This window comes from Spirosoma flavus, assembly GCF_054778555.1.
In genome coordinates this window covers 1,341,045-1,361,074 of record NZ_BAAGZL010000002.1, presented here as the reverse complement: position 1 = coordinate 1,361,074, position 20,030 = coordinate 1,341,045, and the positions used below count along the sequence as shown (strand labels likewise).

The following is a 20,030-nucleotide window of genomic DNA, read 5'->3' as shown; positions in this document are numbered from 1 at the left end:
AACCTTGCCGAAACCGTTGCCCTCGGAGGATGCGTTATTTAATGACCGGAAGTGGCACTCGATTCACGAACCCAGTTATAGAACGTAACATGTTAACCGTTACGTATCGCCAGCCACGTAACACCACCGGTTCTGGCGTTTGCCCGTAAGCAGGTTTAATCGCAGAGAGAGCTGGTAATTTTTGCAGTGAAAGCGCCTGACGATACGTAGCGAGCAGCGTCATAACATCAATTCGTTTGCCTGATTTATGTCGGGTCTGGTACGGAAAAAATCCTTCATCGGGATTGTGTAACCCTTTAAAATTGGCAAATAATAGGGGCTCATTACGTCCGGCCGGGCCATCGACCAACCAGCCGCTACCTTCCTGTCGAAGCGCTCGTTCGGGTAAGTTCCAGAGTGCTACGTGCCAGCCGGGATTACGAATAACCGTTACGTTCCGGAAATAAACCGGCATGTGCATAAGCCAAATTTGATCGGTGCAAAGCCCTTCGCAGAAATTGACGTAAGCACGGGTACGAACGCGATCATCCCACCAGGCCAGCAATCGATCTGTTTCCTCAGAACGTCGAAAGGCCATAAAGTCAGCGCTGTAAAGCCCTACGTTCTGAAACGCTTTTTCGTCAGGCCAATATGTATCCGACTCATCCAGGCTGCGGGTCAGTAGGGGCGTCAGTACAAGATTAGCTGTATTGAGCAGTTCCTGAATAGGAGCTAACGAGGCAAAAAAACGAAGATTAACATCGGCATACAGCAACGTAGCGGCATTCGGGTAGCGTCGGAACGCTTCTTTGATGAATAACGGCTTGCAGGCAGCGGCAAATTCGGTCGGCGTATACGTAGCAGACAGCGCACTTAATTCATCAACTGAAAGTAGCTCACTAATGGGAAGTAATGGGTATGGCGATACAAAATTGGCAGGCAATTGGTGTGGATCGTCGGCCAATCCGATAAGCACAGGACCTGCCTGCCCAGTCGACGTAGCGGCAAATTGACGGAAATTATCGGCCAGCGCGTAAGCCTGGGGCAGTTGATGAATTGTACAGACGGTAAGTAACACGGTGGCAAAACTAAGGAAAAGTTGTAAAGTTGTTGGGTTGTAGGGTTGTAAAGTTAGGTTTGACAGCCACACAACCCTATAACATTACAACTCTATAACTATACAACTTTTATTCCAGCAAATCGCCCAAAATAGCCAGATAAGGTGCCATCCAGTTTGCTGAAGCGTCGGCGTAACGATGGTAATTTCCTTTAAAAATACTGGTAAAGACGGGGGCGATTCGTTTCAACCGATTTTCTGGCAAATGACTCCGCATCCTGTAATGGGTCAGTCGTCGACGTAGCATCGGCATACCGGGTGTTTCTGTGTTGATACGTTTGCTTAAAAGCTGATCGATTCTGGCGAAAAGCGCTTCTTTTTCACGTAGTGGACCTAATTTTCCTTCTCTGCGCCGGGCAAAGCGGTCCTGTAAACGCACGACTGGTGGCGCTTCCTGCTCACGGACGCCTACCTGCTGCTGCACATGTGTTCGATATAATTGCAACGGCTGATCAATAAAATAAAGCTGATTGGATAAAGCAGCCACGAGAGCCAGCCAGCCGTCATAAATATAACCGGGTATATCGGCTGGAATTGGTAATGTTGTTGATAGAAACGAACGACGGACAACGGTGGCGCAACCCATCATACGGTTTCCATCGAGGATAATTTCCATCATTTCGCCGTTTTGAGCCCGCTTCTGCGCGCGTTTGTCGAACCGGACCACTTCCCAGAACCGCTGTTGACGGCCGTTGAGCTGCTCATCAGTGACCCAGGCGTCACAAAAAGCGACCTGAGCCTCAGGAAATTGATTCATGTATTGGGTCATCGTGCTGATTTTTTCCGGAAGCCAGCTATCATCCTGATCACAGAGAAAAATCAAATCGCCCGTACAGGCCGCTAAAGCCCGTTCAAAGTTCTTATTTGAGCCTAACCGATTTGTATTGTTTAGAATACGTACTGAAAATGGAGCTTCGGCGGCTAACTTCTTGAGTAAATCTGGCGTGTCGTCTGTCGATAAATCGTCGGAGATAATTACCTCATCAGGACGTAGCTGCTGATCAAGCAGGCTTTGCCATTGCGTTGGTAGATAGGCGCTGCCATTGTACGTACATAAGGCGATAGAAATGCGAGGGCGGTCCGGTAAGGTCATTGAATCAAGCTAAATTTGGTAACCATAACGGGCAAAAATCGGACGCCAGTATTCCGTGCCGTGTATGTCCCAGGCATGGCATCCAAAAGGTAATAGACCACCGTTGTAATGCTCTACAGCCCATTTTGGGAAAAACTCAATCGAAAAATGCAGGGCTTTTCGATAGGTTGGAATACGCAGATTGGGCCAGTAGCGGTTCACTTCAATACCCCAGAACACGTCTTCATGGTACTGGTGCATGTGAATGCGTTCATACTCCGCAATCTTTTTCTGAAATCGCTTTAGGCAGCGTAGCATGGCCGGTATGCGCCGAAGGGTGAAACCGCCATTACCAACCCCATTCAGATTAATAATTTCACGGGGCGTGATGCCGTCCTCTTTTTTTAAAATGAGCCACGTAGCGATTTGCTGCCGGATTTGGAACGTAACACGGTCGTATAAACCCGTAAAATCACGATCCCGCAACCAGGGCGCCCCAACATAATCATAACCCTGCTGACACCAGAAGGTAAGGTCGTCCTGAAAAACAAAAGCGTCCAACTGGTGAATCAATACATATTCCTGGTCAGCAAAAGCCTGATAAAATCCTTCCGAGAGCATTAGGCGATTGTAGCCCTGCACGTCTGTAAAATAATGGTCGTCGAAGGTTCGTGCCTGTAAGTTTGGCCCCAGGGTTTGATACGCCGAAATATCGAGCGAGTGCGGAGCCGCCAGCCAGATAGGATAATCGGCCAGCACACGCAGACACTGAGTTAGTGAAACACGTTCGTATTCAGTGAGTTGCGGCTTATAAACCGGAATTACTACGTTAACAGAAACAGAAGCAGGTGACTTCATTCAATGGATGATTCCCTGACGAATCGAGCAAGTTATTTTGCAAATTTCGCAAATGTGGCCATACGGACGTAACAATTGCCGAAATCTCTCCAAAACATGAAATCAAAAAGCTACTCAGATCGATTCCAGTAGCGAAATCAACTGATTGAACGGCATATTAATCGCTTTACGAACGCGCCGGTAACGTAGCATTTTTGGCGGCTTGATATAAACACAAGGGTATTTCCGGTACTGCTCGTTGTTGTTTTCTATCAGCCGATCTTTATACAGTTCAAAGACTGGCTTTATATCTGGCCGTTCATCAAATGTATAGCGATCCTGGTATTTCGATACGTTGTCGGGCTTGTAAGGATCGTAGCCGCTGTAATGAAAAAACTGCAAAAGTGGACCAGATTTATCAGCCGTATTAGAAACCTGCCACTGGCCAGCCTCATTCAGTGAGAGATACCGTTCGTGAATATTCCAGTACGCTACGTTATAACCGGGATTGTTATCAATCAATACGTTATCGTGATAAACAGGCGCAAAATTTACCCACTGCTGATCGACAAACATGCCGCTGCAAAGGTCAATCCGGCACTCATAAACCAGCCGCCGTTTCCACCAGTTCACAAACTGCCGAGCGGTTTCGTCGTTACGTAGGCCGATAAATCCTAAGTTAAAAATACCCGTGTTCAGGTGATGCTGATCGTTCGGCCGTTTCCAGTCAGGGGTGGGGGAGCAGGTGTGCGGAGTAAGGACAATACTATGCTTGTCCAGCGCCTGATTTAATTGTGTAAGGGGCTGGTAAACAATGATATCCGGATCAAAATAAATGACCTGTGTAACGTCTGGATATGTATTGTAAAAATAGTCGATGAAGAAAGGCTTAACTGCCGTATTCAACTCGGTAATGTCGTAGCGATCACACATCGCCTGAAAGTCAGGAATGTGAATGTTATGGACCTCAACCATTGGGTACTCTGGTATGAGGTCGTTGGGTAAATTTGCTACGTCCAGTCTATCGACCAGGCCAATTATATAGTTATACTCAGGGTTAGTCTGACGGAGCGAATCGCCCAACGTTCGGGCCTGCGCCAGGTAATTAACCGAGCAAATTGTAAAAGCAAGTACCATTTAAGGCTGAGTTTCTTTCTTGCGCACCGCTGTTTTGTAAAGAGCTTCTTCAATCCGGTCAATGCAGTGCTTCATCGACCATTTGTTTTCAATCTGCTCCAGTGCTTCCGTCGATAATTTTTGCCAAAGTTCGTCATCCTGAAGCACTCGTTCAATGGCTCGGCCCATCTGACGAGCATTCCGATGGACGAGTAAACCATTCTGAAGGTGCTGGATTGATTCACGAACACCGCTCTCCGCTACCGCTACAACGGGCAAACCACAAGCATTGGCTTCCAGCGGGGCCAGTCCGAAAGGCTCAAGCCGGGGGGCATACACAAAGGCACTAGCCAGATTGAGCAGCGTAACCAGTTCTTCATCCGACACCATTTTTTTCAGTGTCAGTTCGACGCCAGCGTCCAGCGCATACTGCTGCATCTGGGCCTCATAATCAGGATTGGTGTAATTAGCCACCCATACCAGTGCTGGGCGGCTGGCTGCGGGTATATAACTCAATGCATCAATGATGAAACCAGGGTCTTTCCGGGCCTGAAAACTGGCCGTACTGATCACAAACGGCTCTCGTTCTAAATTGAGCGGCCGGAAAATTTCGGTATCGACACCTAGATAGCCTACTTCGGCATCTTTACCATAAACCCGTGCACACGTTTCGGCTGAATAAATTGAATTGACCAGAACCTGATCGTAAGCCCAGAAATTCTGTCGTTCTTCCCGCATAAGCACCCGAAAGCGACGCTCCCGCCAGAGATCGTTGCCCAGCATACGCCAGTAAGCCAAACTAGTCCATTTTGGTGTTTCTTCAGGAGCAGTCCATGGTAATGTAGGCTGCGCTTCATGCAGGTAGCGTAGCGGTTCGCCCAGGTACAAAAGCGTCGGGATCGACACGAAGCGAGCAATATAAGGAGCTGCGTAGGTCATGCAGCTATTGGCAAACAGAATCTCGAAACCACCCGCCTGAATCTGCTCCGCGCAGGTTCGGCTGTGAGCCTCCATTGCTCTCATAGCTGAGTCTTGCTGAAAACTCAAATAGCCGATTCGGTCACTAGCCGGAATTGGGTTGGCAGGTGGAGCTAATGGGACAATATGTATAGGTCCAATTGATTGAAAGTCAAGGTACTGGTTATCTGCCAATGGGGTGGTCCATATCTCAATCTGATGACCGCGCTCTTTTAGTCCTTTTAAGTGATAGAACATTGCGCGTTTTCCACCTCCACTTGGAAGATTATGCCATACTGCAATTCTCATACGAAACTGTTTAAGAAATAGCCACTTGCATGATTATCTCGGAAAGTAAATAGTTAAAATTGCCGCCAATCGTATGGGAGTGTGAGAGTTATAGGGTGAACACGTATATAAGCGGAAAGTTAGCTCTCAATTCCAGGTTTTTTACGAAATATTGAACTAAAATGATTTTATATAATTAAAATTGATTTTAAGGCTCTTGAAAATCAGATTGTTAATAATATCTGCCGCCTAGCCGAAAAGCGATGGTGTTCTATTTGAGAGTAAGCTGATTAAATAAGGTCACAATTGACTCAATACTTTGTTGAGCCGGATGACGTATTAAAATTTTTTCCTTTAATCGCTCGCCCATTTTGTTTCGAAGTTCGGGTTGGTTTAGCAATTCCTGGATTCGTTGACTCATGGTGTCCATATCCAGATACGGAACAACAAATCCCCCATCATTTTCTACCAGTTCAGGAGAGCCGCCAGCACCTTGAAAACATACGACTGGCACGCCACAAAGCCCAGCTTCGAACACCACAAGCGGATAGGGGTCTTCCCGTGAACACAACACAAATACGTCGAAACCAGTCATATAACGTAGTACGTCGGGTGTAGGCGGAATCAGGTGGACGTAATCAGACAAACCTGCCTTTTGAATATCCAACAGTAAATCGTCACGTAACGAACCCGGTGGTACACCCACCCACACAAAATGAACAGGCTGGTCAGCACTGTGAAAACGGCCAATCACCTGTCGGGCCAGCGTAACGAACAAGTCGTTGCCTTTGCGCCACTCCGCGTTACCGCAACCGCCTACAATCAGCGCATCAGCAGGTACGCCTAACGTTTCGTATATATTCTCTTGCTGACGTGCAGTCGCTACGTTACGTGCCAATGCGGGCGTATCAATGAGCGTATAAAGCGTGATGCGTTCCGCAGGAAAACCGTGTTCCTGAACGTAGTATTGAGCCGTGGCTTCGGATACCGCTAGCAAACGGTTGGTGCGACGTAGCAGATAAGCCAACTCATCCGGCTTGGTATAGATACGTACCGAAATAGCCAGCTCATGCGCGAACGTAGTGACTGGCGTAGTGTCGGGAATCGCCAATTGACTGAACCAATGACCGCTGGTAACGGTATTCACCAAAATGAGGTCGAATGAATCGAGACTGAGCTTTGCCTGAACGGCCTGTTGCTGCGCTTTTCGCTGCCGGTCGTGAAATCGCTGCCACAGTCCCAATTTCCAAAGTGCTTTATCAGCAATGGCACCAACGACGTATCGTTCCGAAGCAGGCCATATTGTTACGGGACAAATAGCCTGATAGTCGGGCAAAAGTGGTCCGCCGTCGCCTAGCAAAAGGTGCATCTGAACTCCTTTCTCTTTAAGAAGGCGCATCAGATTCAGTAAAACTAATTGAGCTCCAGCCCGGTTGGCATCGTGGCCGATGAAGAGAACGTTCATCAATAGGCTTCGTAGCTGGGCTTGGGAAGTTTTTTGGCAGGATTACCGAGGTAAAGTCCCCACTCTTCAGTGTCTTTGTAAATGGCTGATGCCATACCAACCAACGTACCGGTTGCGATATGCAGGTAGTCTCGGATGGTACTATTGACCCCAAAAAAGCAGTATGGCTCAATAACGCAGTGGCCAGACATCACTACGTGTGATGTAAAAAACACGTGATCCTTAATCTGGCCGTGGTGACCAATGTGATTGCCGCTCCAAAGCACTACGTTGTTGCCAATCGTAGTGAAAGGCTGGATAGTATTATCTTCTAGGATAAAGCAATTTTCGCCAATCTGATTTCCAAAAACTGTGGCCTTTGAACTAATGTACGAAATGAATTCGTAACCTTTAGCTTTGGCTTCCAGATAGATACGCTCCCTGTTGCGGTTCATGTTTCGACCAGTCATGGGAGCAAAAAATTTATATTCCTGGGGCGGAAACAGCGTTTCAACTTCTTCAAACGCCACAAGCGGCAACCCTTTGTATTCGGTGCCATTCATGTATTCACGGCTGACAGTAAAAGCCGCTACGTCGTGTTCCGAATCATTTGTGAGGTAGAAATGCGCCAGTTCGGCGGTATCCATCACCCCAAAAATTACAACTTTAGCCATTTCATAAAGAGCGAAAGAGCGAAAGAGTGAGAGAGCGAATGAGTGAGAAGAGGTCGATTATTGCCATATTAGACAGTCATTCGCTCTTTCACTCTTTCGCTCTTTCGCTCTTTCACATTAGTTCATATTCGTCCAGCATAGCTTGAACCGCTGGTACGTCATTATACATCAGTACGTCGATAATAGACAGCCAGGGTACAAACTCAGCCGTTTTGCTGGCTTGTAAGTATTCGACTTTCTTCGACTTGATAAAGTTCAATTGAATTCCGGCCTCCGCGAAAGTAGGCTTATCGTACAATTCGGTGCCGCCAATCGGATTGATATATTGGGTTGCGCCGGTTTGTCGACAAATATCCAGAATTCGCTCCTGTGCTTTCAATGCTACGTTGTCGTAAATCGACGAAGATTTGACCAATTCAGTGGTCAGTCCCAAGTATTGATTTAATTCGACAAGGCCGATATGCACAAGATCGGCAATGGAATCGGTGGTAAAATTGACGATTTTTTCGGTCAACGGCATCACCGTTTGGTAAAAGGGTGCTTTCCGATAGCCTTGTTCTATGGTTTTCAGGAGCTTACTTCGCCACTTTGGGTCGTCGGCCAAATGTACTTCGTTGATACGTTTATTTTGGCTGGCGTCTTTCAATGGAACCGTAAACATAAATTCCTGTCCATTGATTAACAGTCGGTTGCGATTTATCCAGCCCCGGTTGATAAACGCTACGTCATCATAGAGAACGAACGTATCGACAGCCTTCATGAGCTGCATATAGCCAATGTAAGGCAGGAAATAAGGCTGCATAATGGCGAGTGTCATAGGCAGAAACTTATGGCTATTTCAGTTTTCGTAGGTAATAATCTTCTCCTGGTACAGTCATGATGGCCCGCATTGTTGTGTCGGTTCCCAGGCGTACGTCACCGGGTTGGGGTTTCATGACGGATTTGTCAAAGAAAAGATAATCAGCGTTTTTGGGAATTGGTTGCAACCCCTTCTCAAACGGATTGATAGCAATCAACCGACGCGATAAGTGAGGGCCATACAACGGATATTCGTAATCATCATTTATCGTTGCCAGCGCCACCGTTGCGTTATCAGGCACAAGCTCATCGAACCGTTTGTAAGGCATATACGTATCAGGGCGTCCGATGGTTATTTGCCGAATGCGATCCGATTCAAATACAGACGAAAACTGTTTTCCGTCGGGCGATGTCCAGGCAAAAGGTAGTGCACGAATGTTCAAGAATACACACATTAACGCTGATAGACAGCCCAATACGGTAGCCAAACCCACGTAGCCCTTCCAGATACTACGTCCTGATTGCTCTACGTTCAAGCGGGGTGAGAGGAATACAAGCGCGAGAAATGTAATGCCGAATAATCCTGTTTCGATGAAATATCGTCCTTTGAAAGGATCGTATGGCGCGGAGTAGGAGAGGGCCGCAAAATGCACCAGCAGGGCGATTCCCAGAAAAAAATGGGGCGTTGAACGTAGAAAACCGACTAGCACCAGTATCAGTAAGGGGAAAATTAAGCCGAAGCCGAAAATACCCCAGTACGGATTGGCATTGTAATACACAAATCGGCGGTCGAAGGTAAAAGGCATGATGGAAAAGTCGGTTTCTTCATCCAGCCGCAAATGCAGTTTATCTTCCAGCCAGACCAGCGGTTGACGCATGGTATGATTCAATGCCGCTCCCGTTTGAGTATTCCGTATGCCGTCCAGATTAATGTGATCGTAACCATATCGTACTACGTTACGACTTCCTTGTTCTAGCAGATTCCTGAACGAGCCGGCCCGTTCAACCGACTGGTGTTTCAGCGCCGTCGGCGGACCGATCGGGTGCCCAAACACTTCCAGATTTTTCAGGTAACCCGTTGGTAATGTCCACAGGCAGACACCTAGTATAATAGCTGCTCCTAATCTCCAAACTCGCCCAAACGTAACGATCCAGGAAGGTGATAGAAAAACGGTGTAAATCATTATGACAAACACGGACGGCAGCAGTAGCGCAAAGGTGATTTTGTGGCCGAATGCCATGCCAAATGCCATGCCAGCCATATATAAATAGCGGTTATCCTGCGTCTGGCGATACATGAAGAGCATGTAAAGCAGTACACTCAAATAAGCCGTCAGGACGATATCGGTTTCGGTCGTAATGGCCTGCATTAAAAAATCGGGCAGGAGTGCGTACCCTAATGCGCAGAAAAAACTAGCCGATAGCCGATTCTGACCAATTCGCTGAACGATACCAAAAACAGCCACAATAGCTGTCCAGTAACTCAGGTGATGAATAAATTTGAACGCGTTCTCGAAGCGCCCCGTCATCAGAAACGAATAAATCTGGAGCGTGCAGACACTTTTCGGGTACGTATCCATGTTCCAGTTGGTGCCCCCAAAATGACGCATCGTCCCCCGTTGAACGTACTGCATCACCCGATTCAAGTGGCCGGTCATGCTGTCCCATTCGTTAGGAACGGTAAAGAAAACCAGCACCAAATTCGTGAAGGCGATGATCGCTAACGTAGCGAACAAGGTAACAAATAGAAATCGTGAATAAGTCGAAAGACCTCTAAACCAATCTTTAAACGTTTGTCTGCGTTGGCTGATTAACTGACGTAGTGAAAATCGTCTCTGTGAAGAAGGTTGGTTTCTGGGAATCAGTCGCCTGAGTATCATGCCCAATACACCAGCCATAACTACTACTGAGCCAGCCCAGACTGGGGCGTTGGCGGTCTGGTAGAGAGCCGATAAAATAAATCCAGTTAATATGACGCTGCCTGCTCCCAGCAAAAACGTAGTCAACCACCACTCGGATAAGGACGGACGACTAATGTGAGTAGCAAGGTAACCCACGTAAACAAGAAAAAGCGAAAGGAGAAATAGATATAAAATGACCATACGGAATGCCCGGGTGGGGTTGTTGAATCGCTGATTTCAGATAAACCAGCCATCAGAAACCGGCCCGGTCAATACATTATACATTTTCGTCCACAAGGGCAACCGTTTCGTTGACGATAGTAGCTATTCGGTCAATGACCTCCGCAGGTAAGTCGGGGTACATAGGAAGCGAAAGCACGCAAATAGCGGCTTCTTCCGAAATAGGACAGGGTTGCTTTCCCGTTTTTTCGACCGCAAACGGCAGAATGTTGAGAGATGGATAAAAGTACCGCCGTGGCAGGATATCCTGTGCTATGAGCGCTTCCATAACACGTAATAAAACCTCCTCCGATTCGAACACGACTGGATAATAGGCATAATTATAGTCCATGCCGGGGAGGAGCGTTGGCCGTTTGATTCGGCTAAAATCAAGCTGACTGTCGTATAGGCCAAAGCGTTCTTTACGGGCGGCAATCAAATCGGGCACTTTGGGAAGTACGCACAGCCCCATAGCTGCATGAAACTCGGAATTTTTGGCATTAATCCCAATGCTTCTGTAATCGTCGTTTTTATGCCCGAATGAACGATAGAAATGTAATTTCTCCGCCATTTCGTCGTCGTCAGTGACAATGCAGCCTCCTTCAACTGTATGAAATACCTTAGTTGCGTGAAAACTACACGTACTGAGGTCGCCATAACTCAGGAGGGATTTACCATTGTACTTAGCTCCGAATGTATGCGCTGCGTCGTAAATAACCTTTAGGTTAAACTCATCGGCAATCGCCTGAATCTCGTCAATTCGGCAGGCATTGCCATACACGTGCGTAGCCATAATGGCCTGCGTGTTTTCGGTGATGAGCGGTCTGATCTTCTCCGGGTCGATGTTAAAATCATCGGGAAGAATGTCAGCAAAAATAGGAGTACAGCCTTCCCACAGCAGCGCATTGGTAGTTGCTACGTATGAAAAAGGGGTTGTAATAACCTCTTTGGTGATATTCAGGGCTTTGAGCGCCATCTGAAGAACGACCGTACCATTGGAACAGAATTTCAGGTGCTTTACGCCCAAATATTCCTTTAACTCGTCTTCCAGTCGGCGTAGCAAAGGCCCATCGTTGGTCAGATGTACCGTTTTCCAGATTTCTGCCAGATATTTATTATACTCTTCAATATCAGGTAGATAAGACTTCGTTACGTTAATCATTAATCAATGGCGGTTTGCTGAACGTAGTCGACGTAGTGATACGTACTACGTTGGCTAAATTACGGTTTACTGCTTACGGCGGCTGGTTCTGTGACGGCTGATTCCAGCATTTTTGTTTGGAAAGGAAACTGAGGCCGCACATAACCTGGCCACTTACCGTACCAAGCAATCCCTTCCCGATAATCTTCTACGTCAAAGGTAATGCCTTCTTCCATATTATACAGCACGGTAACGGTATCCTTCACAATCATCATGGAGATTGTATACGTACCGTCGTTCAGGAAGTAGCCTGGAATGGTGCATTCGCCCATGATAAGACCTTTCTCGTAGGCCGTCGATTGGGTGCCTATGTTGAAGATGCATTCGCCGGTCAGTGAATTAAGGTGTAAGCTCAAATTCAGGTTGGCCCGGTCCATCATATTCCAGAACTCGAACTGAAGTTTCATGGGCGTTCGAACGTCGATGCTGTTCGAATCTTCCTCATACTCAGGGATGAGCTCAATTCGGCGGATACGTACCAGGTCATTACCGGGGGCCTCTTCAGGTGTATCCCACTGACGTAACAGCCGAACTTTCGACACTTTGCTGAGGTAAGAAGCGATAACCTGATTGGTTTCGCCCTGTTCAATAAGCCGCCCTTTTTCGAAATAAAGCGTTTTGTTACAAAGCGCCTGAACCGCTGTCAGGTTATGACTTACGAAGATGATGGTACGTCCACTGGCTGAGTTGTCCCGCATTTTGCCAAGACTTTTCTTCTGGAATTCAGCATCACCTACAGCCAGCACTTCGTCCACAATCATGATTTCAGGGTCGAGGTGGGCTGAAATAGCAAATCCCAGCCGAACGTACATTCCTGAAGAATAGCGTTTTACAGGCGTATCCAGAAATTTCTCGACGCCCGCAAAGGCAACAATTTCATCGAACTGCTTCCGGATTTCACTACGTGTCATGCCGAGCAGCGAGCCGTTCAGATAAATGTTTTCACGACCTGTCAATTCCGGGTGAAATCCAGTTCCGACTTCCAACAAACTTGCAACCCGGCCTCGTATCCGCACGCTACCCGTAGTGGGTTCAATAATTTTGCTCAGAATCTTGAGCATGGTCGATTTCCCGGCGCCGTTGTGGCCAACAATACCCACGCGGTCGCCCTGTTCAATCGAAAAATTTACATCACGTAACGCCCAGAACTCTTCCTGAGTAATGGCATCTTCTTGCTTCGTACGACCAAAAAGTGACCGAAAATTTTCCGCAATAACGTCCCGTAACGTATTAGAACCCTTGCCCTTTTTGTGGTCAATGATGTATTGCTTACTAATATTTTCGACTGTAATTACAGACATAGTATTAAGGACGTTGCAGAGTTGTAAGGTTATAAAGTCGTAGAGTTTTTCTCAACAACTTTATAACCTTACAACTCTATAACTTTAAATGTCATCCACGAACGAGTTTTCGCGGCTCCGGTAAAAATAAAGCGATAAAATTAAACAAACGACGACAATAGCGACGGATATGAATAAACTCTGAGGATTAAAGTAAGCTTTTTCCCCAAGTAGCGACCACCGAAAGCCGTCAATAATACCCACCATCGGATTATACCAATAAAATGGAGCCCACCATTCATTTGATTTCTCAGCGACTAACCGACTGCTGTACGCAATGGGGCAGATGTAAAAACCCACCTGAACAATGAACGGAATCAATTGGCCAATATCGCGGAAGCGGACGTTAATGGCCGCAAAGAATAAACCAAAGGCAAGCGAAGCCAGCAACGCCAAGAGAATAAAAGCAGGGAGCATCAGCAAATGCCAGTCGGGTATGAACCGATACCAGATCGCGATGACAATGAACAGCCCTAGCGACACCAGAAAATCGACAAAACTAATGGCAATTGAACTGATTGGCATGATAAGTCGGGGAAAGTAGACTTTTGTCACCAGGTTGGCGTTCATCGTTACGCTGTTACTGATTTGCGTAAAAGCCGTTGAGAAAAACGTCCAGACTGTGATCCCGCCCAAAACCATCAGTGGGTATGGAACGCCAGGATCGGAGGGGAGTTTGGCAATTTTGCTGAAAACGAACACCATAATCAGCATGGTGGTGAGTGGGCGGATAAGGCCCCAGGCTGTGCCAAGCGCGGTTTGTTTATAACGCACCGATACGTCGCGCATAGCCAGAATATACATCAGTTCCCGGTTACGCCACAAATCTCGCCAATAATGCCGTTCGGAGCGGCCGGGCTGTATGAGTACTTCGTAGTTCTTCAATTTGTAAAGTTGTAGAGTTATAAAGCTATAAGGTTATAAAGTTGTAGAGTTAGTGGGCTTTACGCCAAACTTTATAACTCTACAACTCTATAACTTTACAACTCATCCTTCCTTCATGATTGAGCGATACGTTTCGCGCAGGAAGATGATAATGATGGATAAAAATAAACCGACCGCGATACCTGCCTGTAACCCTAGCGAGGCTTTTATCTCTTTATACAGCGGGAAAGCTACCGGCTCGATGATCGTAAACAGGGGAGTTTCCCGAATCAGCGATAAACGCATATTGTCGGCCTGTTGAAGCGCTGTGTAATACAGCGTAGTCAGGAAGCTGGAATTGCGGGTTAATTTGGTTTCCGTAATACGCGCCTGAGCTACAACGACCTGCTGATTTTGATCGAGGTATTGAGCCAGTCGATTTTCAGTGCCTGATAGAATCCTCGCAATAGAATCGGCTCGCGAATTGAGCAGGTCGTACATCTCGCGGGTTTTCTTGGTTTGCTTGCTCTGATAATCTTCCTCAATCGTTTTGAGGTGTGTTGTCAGAAAGGAGGCTGTCAAATGTTCGTCTTCCATCCCGCAGCTAAGCGTCATAAACGACGATTTGCGTTCGGGTTGTTTTACGGTGATTTCTTTAATAATACGTGAATAAATCGTCGACATGGCGATTTGCTCGTTGCGGGTATACTCACTCGGTAGTTTGGCGCGCTGGAAATAAAAAGCACGTAACGTATCGTTGTCTTCCCACTCTTTATCGCGAATGCCGCTGTGACGGATGTAATAATTGACGAGTAGCGTGTCTTTTCCGTTGATGGTGTCGTGCTTCATAAGCGTCTTTTCCACCACCGGCCGCGACCGGGCATAAATGAGGAAGTTGTCGCCAGAGAAAATATTTGCGTCCGGAGCACCACCACCCAAGCCAAAAGCTCCAGCCAATTGACTTAATTCGCCCAGGCCGCCACTCGATGAACCACTGCCCAGGTTGAACATGATGGACGAATTATAAATGGGGGCCTGCTTGTGGGTTATGTCAAAAATAAAGCCAATGACGGCCCCTATACCGGTCAATATCAGGAGCAGTTTCCAGTTACGTTTAGCTACGTCTTTCAACTTAAATAGACGTAGCACCACCGATTTCGGTGAGATCTGATCCGGCGGCAACGCACGCGATACAGTCGGTGAGTTGGCGGTGGTGGTTGTCGTTGAATTAGTTGGATTCATAGGTAAGAAAAGCCGTTTAGCGAACTCGGGTAATAACTAAAATGGTCGTGACCAGGGTTAACAGGGAACCAGCAATACCAACGGTCGAATTCAGAACCTGTTGGGCCGTTAGTGGCACGGATGTCTTCTTCGGAATAACGATTTCGGCACCGGGTTCAACACGTGGATACACGTTAAAGAACATGAATTTTCGTGTCCGGTCAACCGAACCATTGGCGTAAATCACAAACGAGCGACGACGTTGTGACTTGGCCGTAAAACCACCTGCGTTTGAAATATAGTCTTGGAAATTCTGTCCAGAGCGATACTTTACAGTATTTGGCATCAGTACTTCACCCTGAATACGTACCGTTTCGAGCAATTTGGGAACACGTAATATGTCGCCCTCCTGCACCATAATATCTTCCGATGAACCAGGCTTCGCCAGAATTTTCTTCAGGTTTATACCAATCGATTCCTGACTAATAGCAGCAATCGTATCCGTTTCAACCGTAGACTTAGTGGTTGAGAGGCCATCTGCCAGATCTTCACGTGCCTGTTTGCGACGAGTAATTTCATCTGGGCTCAGTTTGACTGACCGTACCAGCGTAGCGCCTTCTACGTAAGCCTGGGGTGTCAATCCACCAGCCTGGCTAATCAGGTCCGATACTTTCTGGTCTTTACTACGTATCGGGTATGAACCGGGGATAATTACCTCGCCTTCTATATTAGCATAGGTCTGCACAAAATAGTTAGGTGATCTACGTACCACAACCTGGTCGAAAGGTTCCAGAACGATCTTATTATCATCCGCACTGAGCGATAAATCGCGATTGACATTGAACCGGAATACTTCGGCTGTCTGGGCAGAAACTGAACGAGGATCAGCGTCTTTTTTCCGGCGAATTACCTCAACCTGCGAGGCCGCAGCCGATTCTTTCAGGCCGCCTGTACGTAACAAGGCATCATTTAACGTCATGTTGACGATGTAAGGGATCTCCGTGTTCGGCAGATTAACTTCACCCTGGACGGAAATAATAGCCCGCTCGGTCAGGTCGAAGCGTGAGGCAATGATGACTTGGTCTTCACGTTGTAGCGGCAAGTCGGCCTCCGTGCCAGCCAGAATATTGGCGAGGTTGACCGTAATGTTTTCCAGCGCCAGGTCGTCACGCGTACGAACAATATTAACCCGGCCCGTAAATGCATCGCCTTTCAACCCTTCTGCCGCTGTAATAAGTTGTTTCAGCGTTGAGCTATTGTCGAGCGAATATTGCCCTGGGCGATACACGGCTCCTTCAATGGTAACCTGGTTTTCAAAACGGTCCAGCAGACGTTCAACCGTAACAAGGTCACCATCCTGCATCACAAACGTACCAAACTCCGAGCGCGTTACGTCGATAACCTTAATTTCACGGTCGGTCAGTCGCGATACTTTTACGCGGTTTTTATAAGCCTGAGCCGCGAAGTCACCAGCGTAAAAGAGGAGCCTTTCCATGGTTTCACCCGGCAGCATCTCAAAAATATTGGGCCGTTTAACCGTCCCCGTTATTTCGACGTGTTCGATAAACGTAGTGAAACGGATATTATCATTATCCTGCAAACGAATATCGTTACGTTGCGTACCGTTCAGGAGATAATCATAAAGGTCGAGCGTAGCCGCAACTCGGTTGTTACGTATCAACTGGACTTTTCGGAATGACCCTAGTTCACTGGGGCCGCCAGCCAGATAGATGGCGTTCATGACAGTAGATAACGACGACATAGTGAACGTACCAGGCCGAACAGCGTCGCCAGTAACTGTAACACGAATACTGCGAATCTGGCCACCCAGCGATACTTCAAGATACGTATTCTGTGGGCCATACGTTGATTTACGCAGACCAACAAAACGTCTCGACAGCCGCTCGGTCAAACGAACTTTTGCTTGCTCAATCGATAAGCCCGATACAAAAACGGGCCCAATCCCAGTTCCCTGTGCAAAATATACATTGCCATCGGGCGACACTTTCTGGCTAAAATCGGTTTCAGTGTAGCCATACAACTGAATATTCAACTGATCGCCGGGCCCAATGATGTAGTTACGGGGCGTGGCAATGTTCATATTCTGCGTGAACGTTTGTTTTAGATTGGGATCGTTAAATATTGAAAACCCAAACAAACGCCGGCGAGTGGATTCCTTTTCTAGACGTTGCGCTCGTTCGGCTTCAGTTTCGTTACTGAGGGCTACGCTGTCTGGCTTTGCCTGAATGGTTGTATCGGCAGGGTCGACCAATGTACGTCCATCGGGAGCCGTTTGTATATTCTGGCCGGTTTTCCCAGATCGCTGGTTAAGTTGCTGGCGAACGTTGGCTGGTAGATTATTCGGATTCACACCAGCTGGCAAATTTGGCATAGAACCCGTAGAGGGTATAACCTGAGCCTGGGCGATCAGGCAAGCTGCCGAAAGAATTAACGTGACTACGCTCAAACGAAACATCCGACTGGAAAATGAAGGAAGAGAAAGAAAATATTTTGTTGGAAAGTCGCGATAAATTGACGGATTTTGCATAATTTTAAGAAGTCGAACAATCCTGAAAAGGGTTGAGACAAAGCTTTATAAGTAACGTTATCTAGGGCTTTATAAGTACACACTACAGTTCATTCGGCAAAGTAAGCGAACTTTTGTTGGATTATGAATACTTTTCTATTGTCCGGAGAGTTTTCGGACATACTGGTAGCTTGGTATAACTATTCCGATGTTTGTGAAAACTAATTAAGCTCGTTAACGGCTTATCCCTTTTTATTTGTTATCCATTTTGTATGGCAGATTTGCTAAATCAACCCGTTCAGTACAACGAAGATAGTATCCGCTCGCTCGACTGGCGCGAGCATATTCGCCTGCGTCCGGGCATGTATATTGGTAAACTCGGCGATGGATCGGCCGCCGACGACGGTATTTATGTGTTGCTCAAAGAAACCATCGACAACTGTATCGATGAGCACGTAATGGGCCACGGTAAAGTCATTGATGTTCGTGTAACTGATCACCGGGTCGAAGTTCGCGACTTTGGTCGTGGTATTCCGCTAGGTAAAGTAGTTGAGGTTGTTTCTAAAATAAATACGGGCGGTAAATACGATTCGGGCGCGTTCCAGAAATCGGTTGGTCTGAATGGCGTAGGTACCAAAGCCGTCAATGCACTATCCAGTTATTTTCGGGTACAGTCGTTCCGGGAAGGACGTACTGTCTGGGCTGAATTTGAGCGGGGCGAACTCAAGTATCAGGGCGAAGACGTTACCAACGAACGTAACGGTACGTTGATTTGCTTCGAACCGGATGATTCGGTGTTTAAGAATTTCCATTTCATTCCGCAGTATCTGGAAAACATGATCTGGAACTACTGCTATCTGAATGCCGGCCTTACTATTTCGTTCAATAAGCAGAAATATCTTTCGCAGAACGGTCTGCTCGATCTGCTACGTAACAAAACCGACGAAGATTCGCTACGTTACCCGATTATCCATCTGAAAGGGCAGGATCTTGAAATTGCCCTAACGCACGGAAATCAGTATGGCGAAGAATATTACTCGTTCGTCAACGGCCAATATACCACTCAGGGCGGCACACACCTGGCCGCGCTACGTGAAGCTTTCGTAAAAACGGTACGTGAACATTTTGGCAAGGATTACGACGCCAATGATATTCGCGGATCGATTATTGCGGCCATCAGCATCCGCGTTCAGGAGCCGGTTTTTGAGTCGCAAACGAAAACAAAACTGGGCTCGATCAACATGGCGCCGAATTCCGATAGTCAGTCGGTACGTTCCTTTGTGCTCGATTTTGTGAAAGAACGCCTGGACGATTTCCTGCATATCAATCCATCCGTTCGGGATGCCCTTAAAAAGCGTATCGAGCAGTCGGAACGGGAACGTAAAGAACTCGCCGGTATCAAGAAATTGGCCAATGATCGTGCCAAAAAAGCGAGCTTACACAACAAAAAATTACGTGACTGCCGCAATCACCTGCCCGATCCGAAAGCTGATGATCGCTACCTGTCTACGTTATTTATTACCGAGGGCGATTCGGCTAGTGGTTCCATTACCAAGTCGCGTAACGTGCAGCATCAGGCCGTATTCAGTCTGCGCGGAAAACCACTTAACTGCTTCGGACTGACAAAAAAAGTGGTTTACGAAAACGAAGAATTTAACTTGCTTCAACACGCGCTCGATATTGAAGATGGCCTTGAAGGGTTGCGTTATAATCGAATTGTGATTGCGACCGACGCCGACGTCGATGGTATGCACATCCGCTTGTTAATGCTCACGTTCTTTCTTCAATTTTTCCCTGATTTGGTACGTAACGGCCACCTGTATATTCTGGAAACGCCACTTTTCCGGGTTCGCAATCCGAAAAATCACAAAGAAACCAGCTACTGCTACTCGGACGAAGAGAAACAGAAAGCCATTGATAAGCTGACCAAGGGCGGTAAGAAGGTGGAAATCACTCGATTTAAAGGATTGGGCGAGATTTCACCCGAAGAATTTGGCTTATTTATCGGCGAAAATATGCGACTGGAACCTGTAATTATGGAAAAAGAAACGTCGGTGCCGAAATTGCTCAGCTATTACATGGGCAAAAACACACCCGATCGGCAGCGTTTTATAATCGATAATCTACGTATCGAAAAAGACATAGATGAAGCCGCGTTAGTAGCTTAAGGACAGAGAACATTTCTGGATGACACAAAAAGCGTCTACTGATTATTCAGTAGACGCTTTTTTATGGGTAACAATTCACTACGTATAAAAGGTAGGAGTTCTAGAAATGTAATTTTTGAGTTCATTTAGACTATGAGTAAAAATACGTAACGGATAACGTAAAAACAGAAAATTATAGATTTTCGTAAAATTATACAAATTGATATTTATTCGATATTTTATATAGATCGAAATGAGTTATTTCGAAATAATGTATTGTTGAATACTAATTCTTGCCTTACTTTTGTTGAATTAAAAATAAATTAAA

At 46.7% G+C, this 20,030-nt stretch carries 15 protein-coding genes; 1 reads left to right on the top strand and 14 read right to left on the bottom strand.

Annotated features, from left to right (window positions below; genetic code table 11):
• Positions 1-34: 34 nt before the first annotated feature.
• From ACYVF1_RS14475 to ACYVF1_RS14410, 14 genes are all read right to left on the bottom strand, one after another.
• The gene (locus ACYVF1_RS14475) at positions 35-1,057 is read right to left on the bottom strand and encodes a hypothetical protein (protein WP_461079896.1); all 1,023 of its coding nucleotides are present in this window, start codon (positions 1,055-1,057) and stop codon (positions 35-37) included.
• Between the two features lie 109 nt (positions 1,058-1,166).
• Positions 1,167-2,189, bottom strand: a complete 1,023-nt coding sequence (locus ACYVF1_RS14470) for a glycosyltransferase (RefSeq protein WP_461079894.1) — start codon at positions 2,187-2,189, stop codon at positions 1,167-1,169.
• A 9-nt stretch (positions 2,190-2,198) separates the two neighbouring features.
• Positions 2,199-3,026 carry a DUF5672 family protein gene (locus tag ACYVF1_RS14465; RefSeq protein ID WP_461079893.1) on the bottom strand — a complete coding sequence of 276 codons (828 nt, stop codon included), beginning with the start codon at positions 3,024-3,026 and terminating at the stop codon, positions 2,199-2,201.
• Positions 3,027-3,140: 114 nt separating this feature from the next.
• On the bottom strand, positions 3,141-4,142 hold the full coding sequence (locus tag ACYVF1_RS14460; protein WP_461079891.1) for a glycosyltransferase family protein: 1,002 nt from the start codon (positions 4,140-4,142) through the stop codon (positions 3,141-3,143).
• On the bottom strand, positions 4,143-5,387 hold the full coding sequence (locus ACYVF1_RS14455; RefSeq protein ID WP_461079889.1) for a glycosyltransferase family 4 protein: 1,245 nt from the start codon (positions 5,385-5,387) through the stop codon (positions 4,143-4,145).
• Between the two features lie 250 nt (positions 5,388-5,637).
• On the bottom strand, positions 5,638-6,831 hold the full coding sequence (locus ACYVF1_RS14450; RefSeq protein WP_461079887.1) for a glycosyltransferase family 4 protein: 1,194 nt from the start codon (positions 6,829-6,831) through the stop codon (positions 5,638-5,640).
• Entirely contained in the window at positions 6,831-7,484 is a 654-nt protein-coding gene (locus tag ACYVF1_RS14445) for an acetyltransferase (RefSeq protein ID WP_461079885.1), read from the bottom strand. The genes ACYVF1_RS14450 and ACYVF1_RS14445 overlap by 1 nt, the downstream gene beginning before the upstream one ends.
• A gap of 112 nt (positions 7,485-7,596) precedes the next feature.
• The gene (locus tag ACYVF1_RS14440) at positions 7,597-8,301 is read right to left on the bottom strand and encodes a WbqC family protein (RefSeq protein WP_461079883.1); all 705 of its coding nucleotides are present in this window, start codon (positions 8,299-8,301) and stop codon (positions 7,597-7,599) included.
• A gap of 16 nt (positions 8,302-8,317) precedes the next feature.
• The gene (locus ACYVF1_RS14435; RefSeq protein ID WP_461079881.1) at positions 8,318-10,384 is read right to left on the bottom strand and encodes an ArnT family glycosyltransferase; all 2,067 of its coding nucleotides are present in this window, start codon (positions 10,382-10,384) and stop codon (positions 8,318-8,320) included.
• 76 nt (positions 10,385-10,460) lie between these two features.
• On the bottom strand, positions 10,461-11,564 hold the full coding sequence (locus tag ACYVF1_RS14430; RefSeq protein WP_461079879.1) for a DegT/DnrJ/EryC1/StrS family aminotransferase: 1,104 nt from the start codon (positions 11,562-11,564) through the stop codon (positions 10,461-10,463).
• A gap of 59 nt (positions 11,565-11,623) precedes the next feature.
• On the bottom strand, positions 11,624-12,904 hold the full coding sequence (locus ACYVF1_RS14425; RefSeq protein WP_461079877.1) for an ABC transporter ATP-binding protein: 1,281 nt from the start codon (positions 12,902-12,904) through the stop codon (positions 11,624-11,626).
• Between the two features lie 84 nt (positions 12,905-12,988).
• A complete protein-coding gene (locus ACYVF1_RS14420) occupies positions 12,989-13,828 on the bottom strand; it encodes an ABC transporter permease (protein WP_461079875.1) in 840 nt (279 codons plus the stop codon).
• Positions 13,829-13,930: 102 nt separating this feature from the next.
• Positions 13,931-15,049: a hypothetical protein gene (locus tag ACYVF1_RS14415; RefSeq protein WP_461079873.1), complete on the bottom strand. Its 1,119-nt coding sequence runs from the start codon at positions 15,047-15,049 to the stop codon at positions 13,931-13,933.
• 16 nt (positions 15,050-15,065) lie between these two features.
• Complete coding sequence (locus tag ACYVF1_RS14410) at positions 15,066-17,420, bottom strand: polysaccharide biosynthesis/export family protein (RefSeq protein ID WP_461079871.1); 2,355 nt, start codon at positions 17,418-17,420, stop codon at positions 15,066-15,068.
• Positions 17,421-17,827: 407 nt separating this feature from the next.
• On the opposite strand from ACYVF1_RS14410, the gene ACYVF1_RS14405 reads away from it, so the two are divergent.
• Positions 17,828-19,723 (top strand): DNA topoisomerase IV subunit B, encoded by a 1,896-nt coding sequence (locus ACYVF1_RS14405; protein WP_461079869.1) that lies wholly within the window; start codon positions 17,828-17,830, stop codon positions 19,721-19,723.
• Positions 19,724-20,030 lie beyond the last annotated feature (307 nt).

What these genes read in the sequence shown, in the direction of transcription:
- ACYVF1_RS14470 (WP_461079894.1), bottom strand. Translation starts at nt 2,189, where the DNA reads ATGACCTTACCGGACCGCCCTCGCATTTCTATCGCCTTATGTACGTAC.
- ACYVF1_RS14465 (WP_461079893.1), bottom strand. Translation starts at nt 3,026, where the DNA reads ATGAAGTCACCTGCTTCTGTTTCTGTTAACGTAGTAATTCCGGTTTAT.
- ACYVF1_RS14460 (WP_461079891.1), bottom strand. Translation starts at nt 4,142, where the DNA reads ATGGTACTTGCTTTTACAATTTGCTCGGTTAATTACCTGGCGCAGGCC.
- ACYVF1_RS14455 (WP_461079889.1), bottom strand. Translation starts at nt 5,387, where the DNA reads ATGAGAATTGCAGTATGGCATAATCTTCCAAGTGGAGGTGGAAAACGC.
- ACYVF1_RS14450 (WP_461079887.1), bottom strand. Translation starts at nt 6,831, where the DNA reads ATGAACGTTCTCTTCATCGGCCACGATGCCAACCGGGCTGGAGCTCAA.
- ACYVF1_RS14445 (WP_461079885.1), bottom strand. Translation starts at nt 7,484, where the DNA reads ATGGCTAAAGTTGTAATTTTTGGGGTGATGGATACCGCCGAACTGGCG.
- ACYVF1_RS14440 (WP_461079883.1), bottom strand. Translation starts at nt 8,301, where the DNA reads ATGACACTCGCCATTATGCAGCCTTATTTCCTGCCTTACATTGGCTAT.
- ACYVF1_RS14435 (WP_461079881.1), bottom strand. Translation starts at nt 10,384, where the DNA reads ATGGTCATTTTATATCTATTTCTCCTTTCGCTTTTTCTTGTTTACGTG.
- ACYVF1_RS14430 (WP_461079879.1), bottom strand. Translation starts at nt 11,564, where the DNA reads ATGATTAACGTAACGAAGTCTTATCTACCTGATATTGAAGAGTATAAT.
- ACYVF1_RS14425 (WP_461079877.1), bottom strand. Translation starts at nt 12,904, where the DNA reads ATGTCTGTAATTACAGTCGAAAATATTAGTAAGCAATACATCATTGAC.
- ACYVF1_RS14415 (WP_461079873.1), bottom strand. Translation starts at nt 15,049, where the DNA reads ATGAATCCAACTAATTCAACGACAACCACCACCGCCAACTCACCGACT.
- ACYVF1_RS14410 (WP_461079871.1), bottom strand. Translation starts at nt 17,420, where the DNA reads ATGCCAAATTTGCCAGCTGGTGTGAATCCGAATAATCTACCAGCCAAC.
- ACYVF1_RS14405 (WP_461079869.1), top strand. Translation starts at nt 17,828, where the DNA reads ATGGCAGATTTGCTAAATCAACCCGTTCAGTACAACGAAGATAGTATC.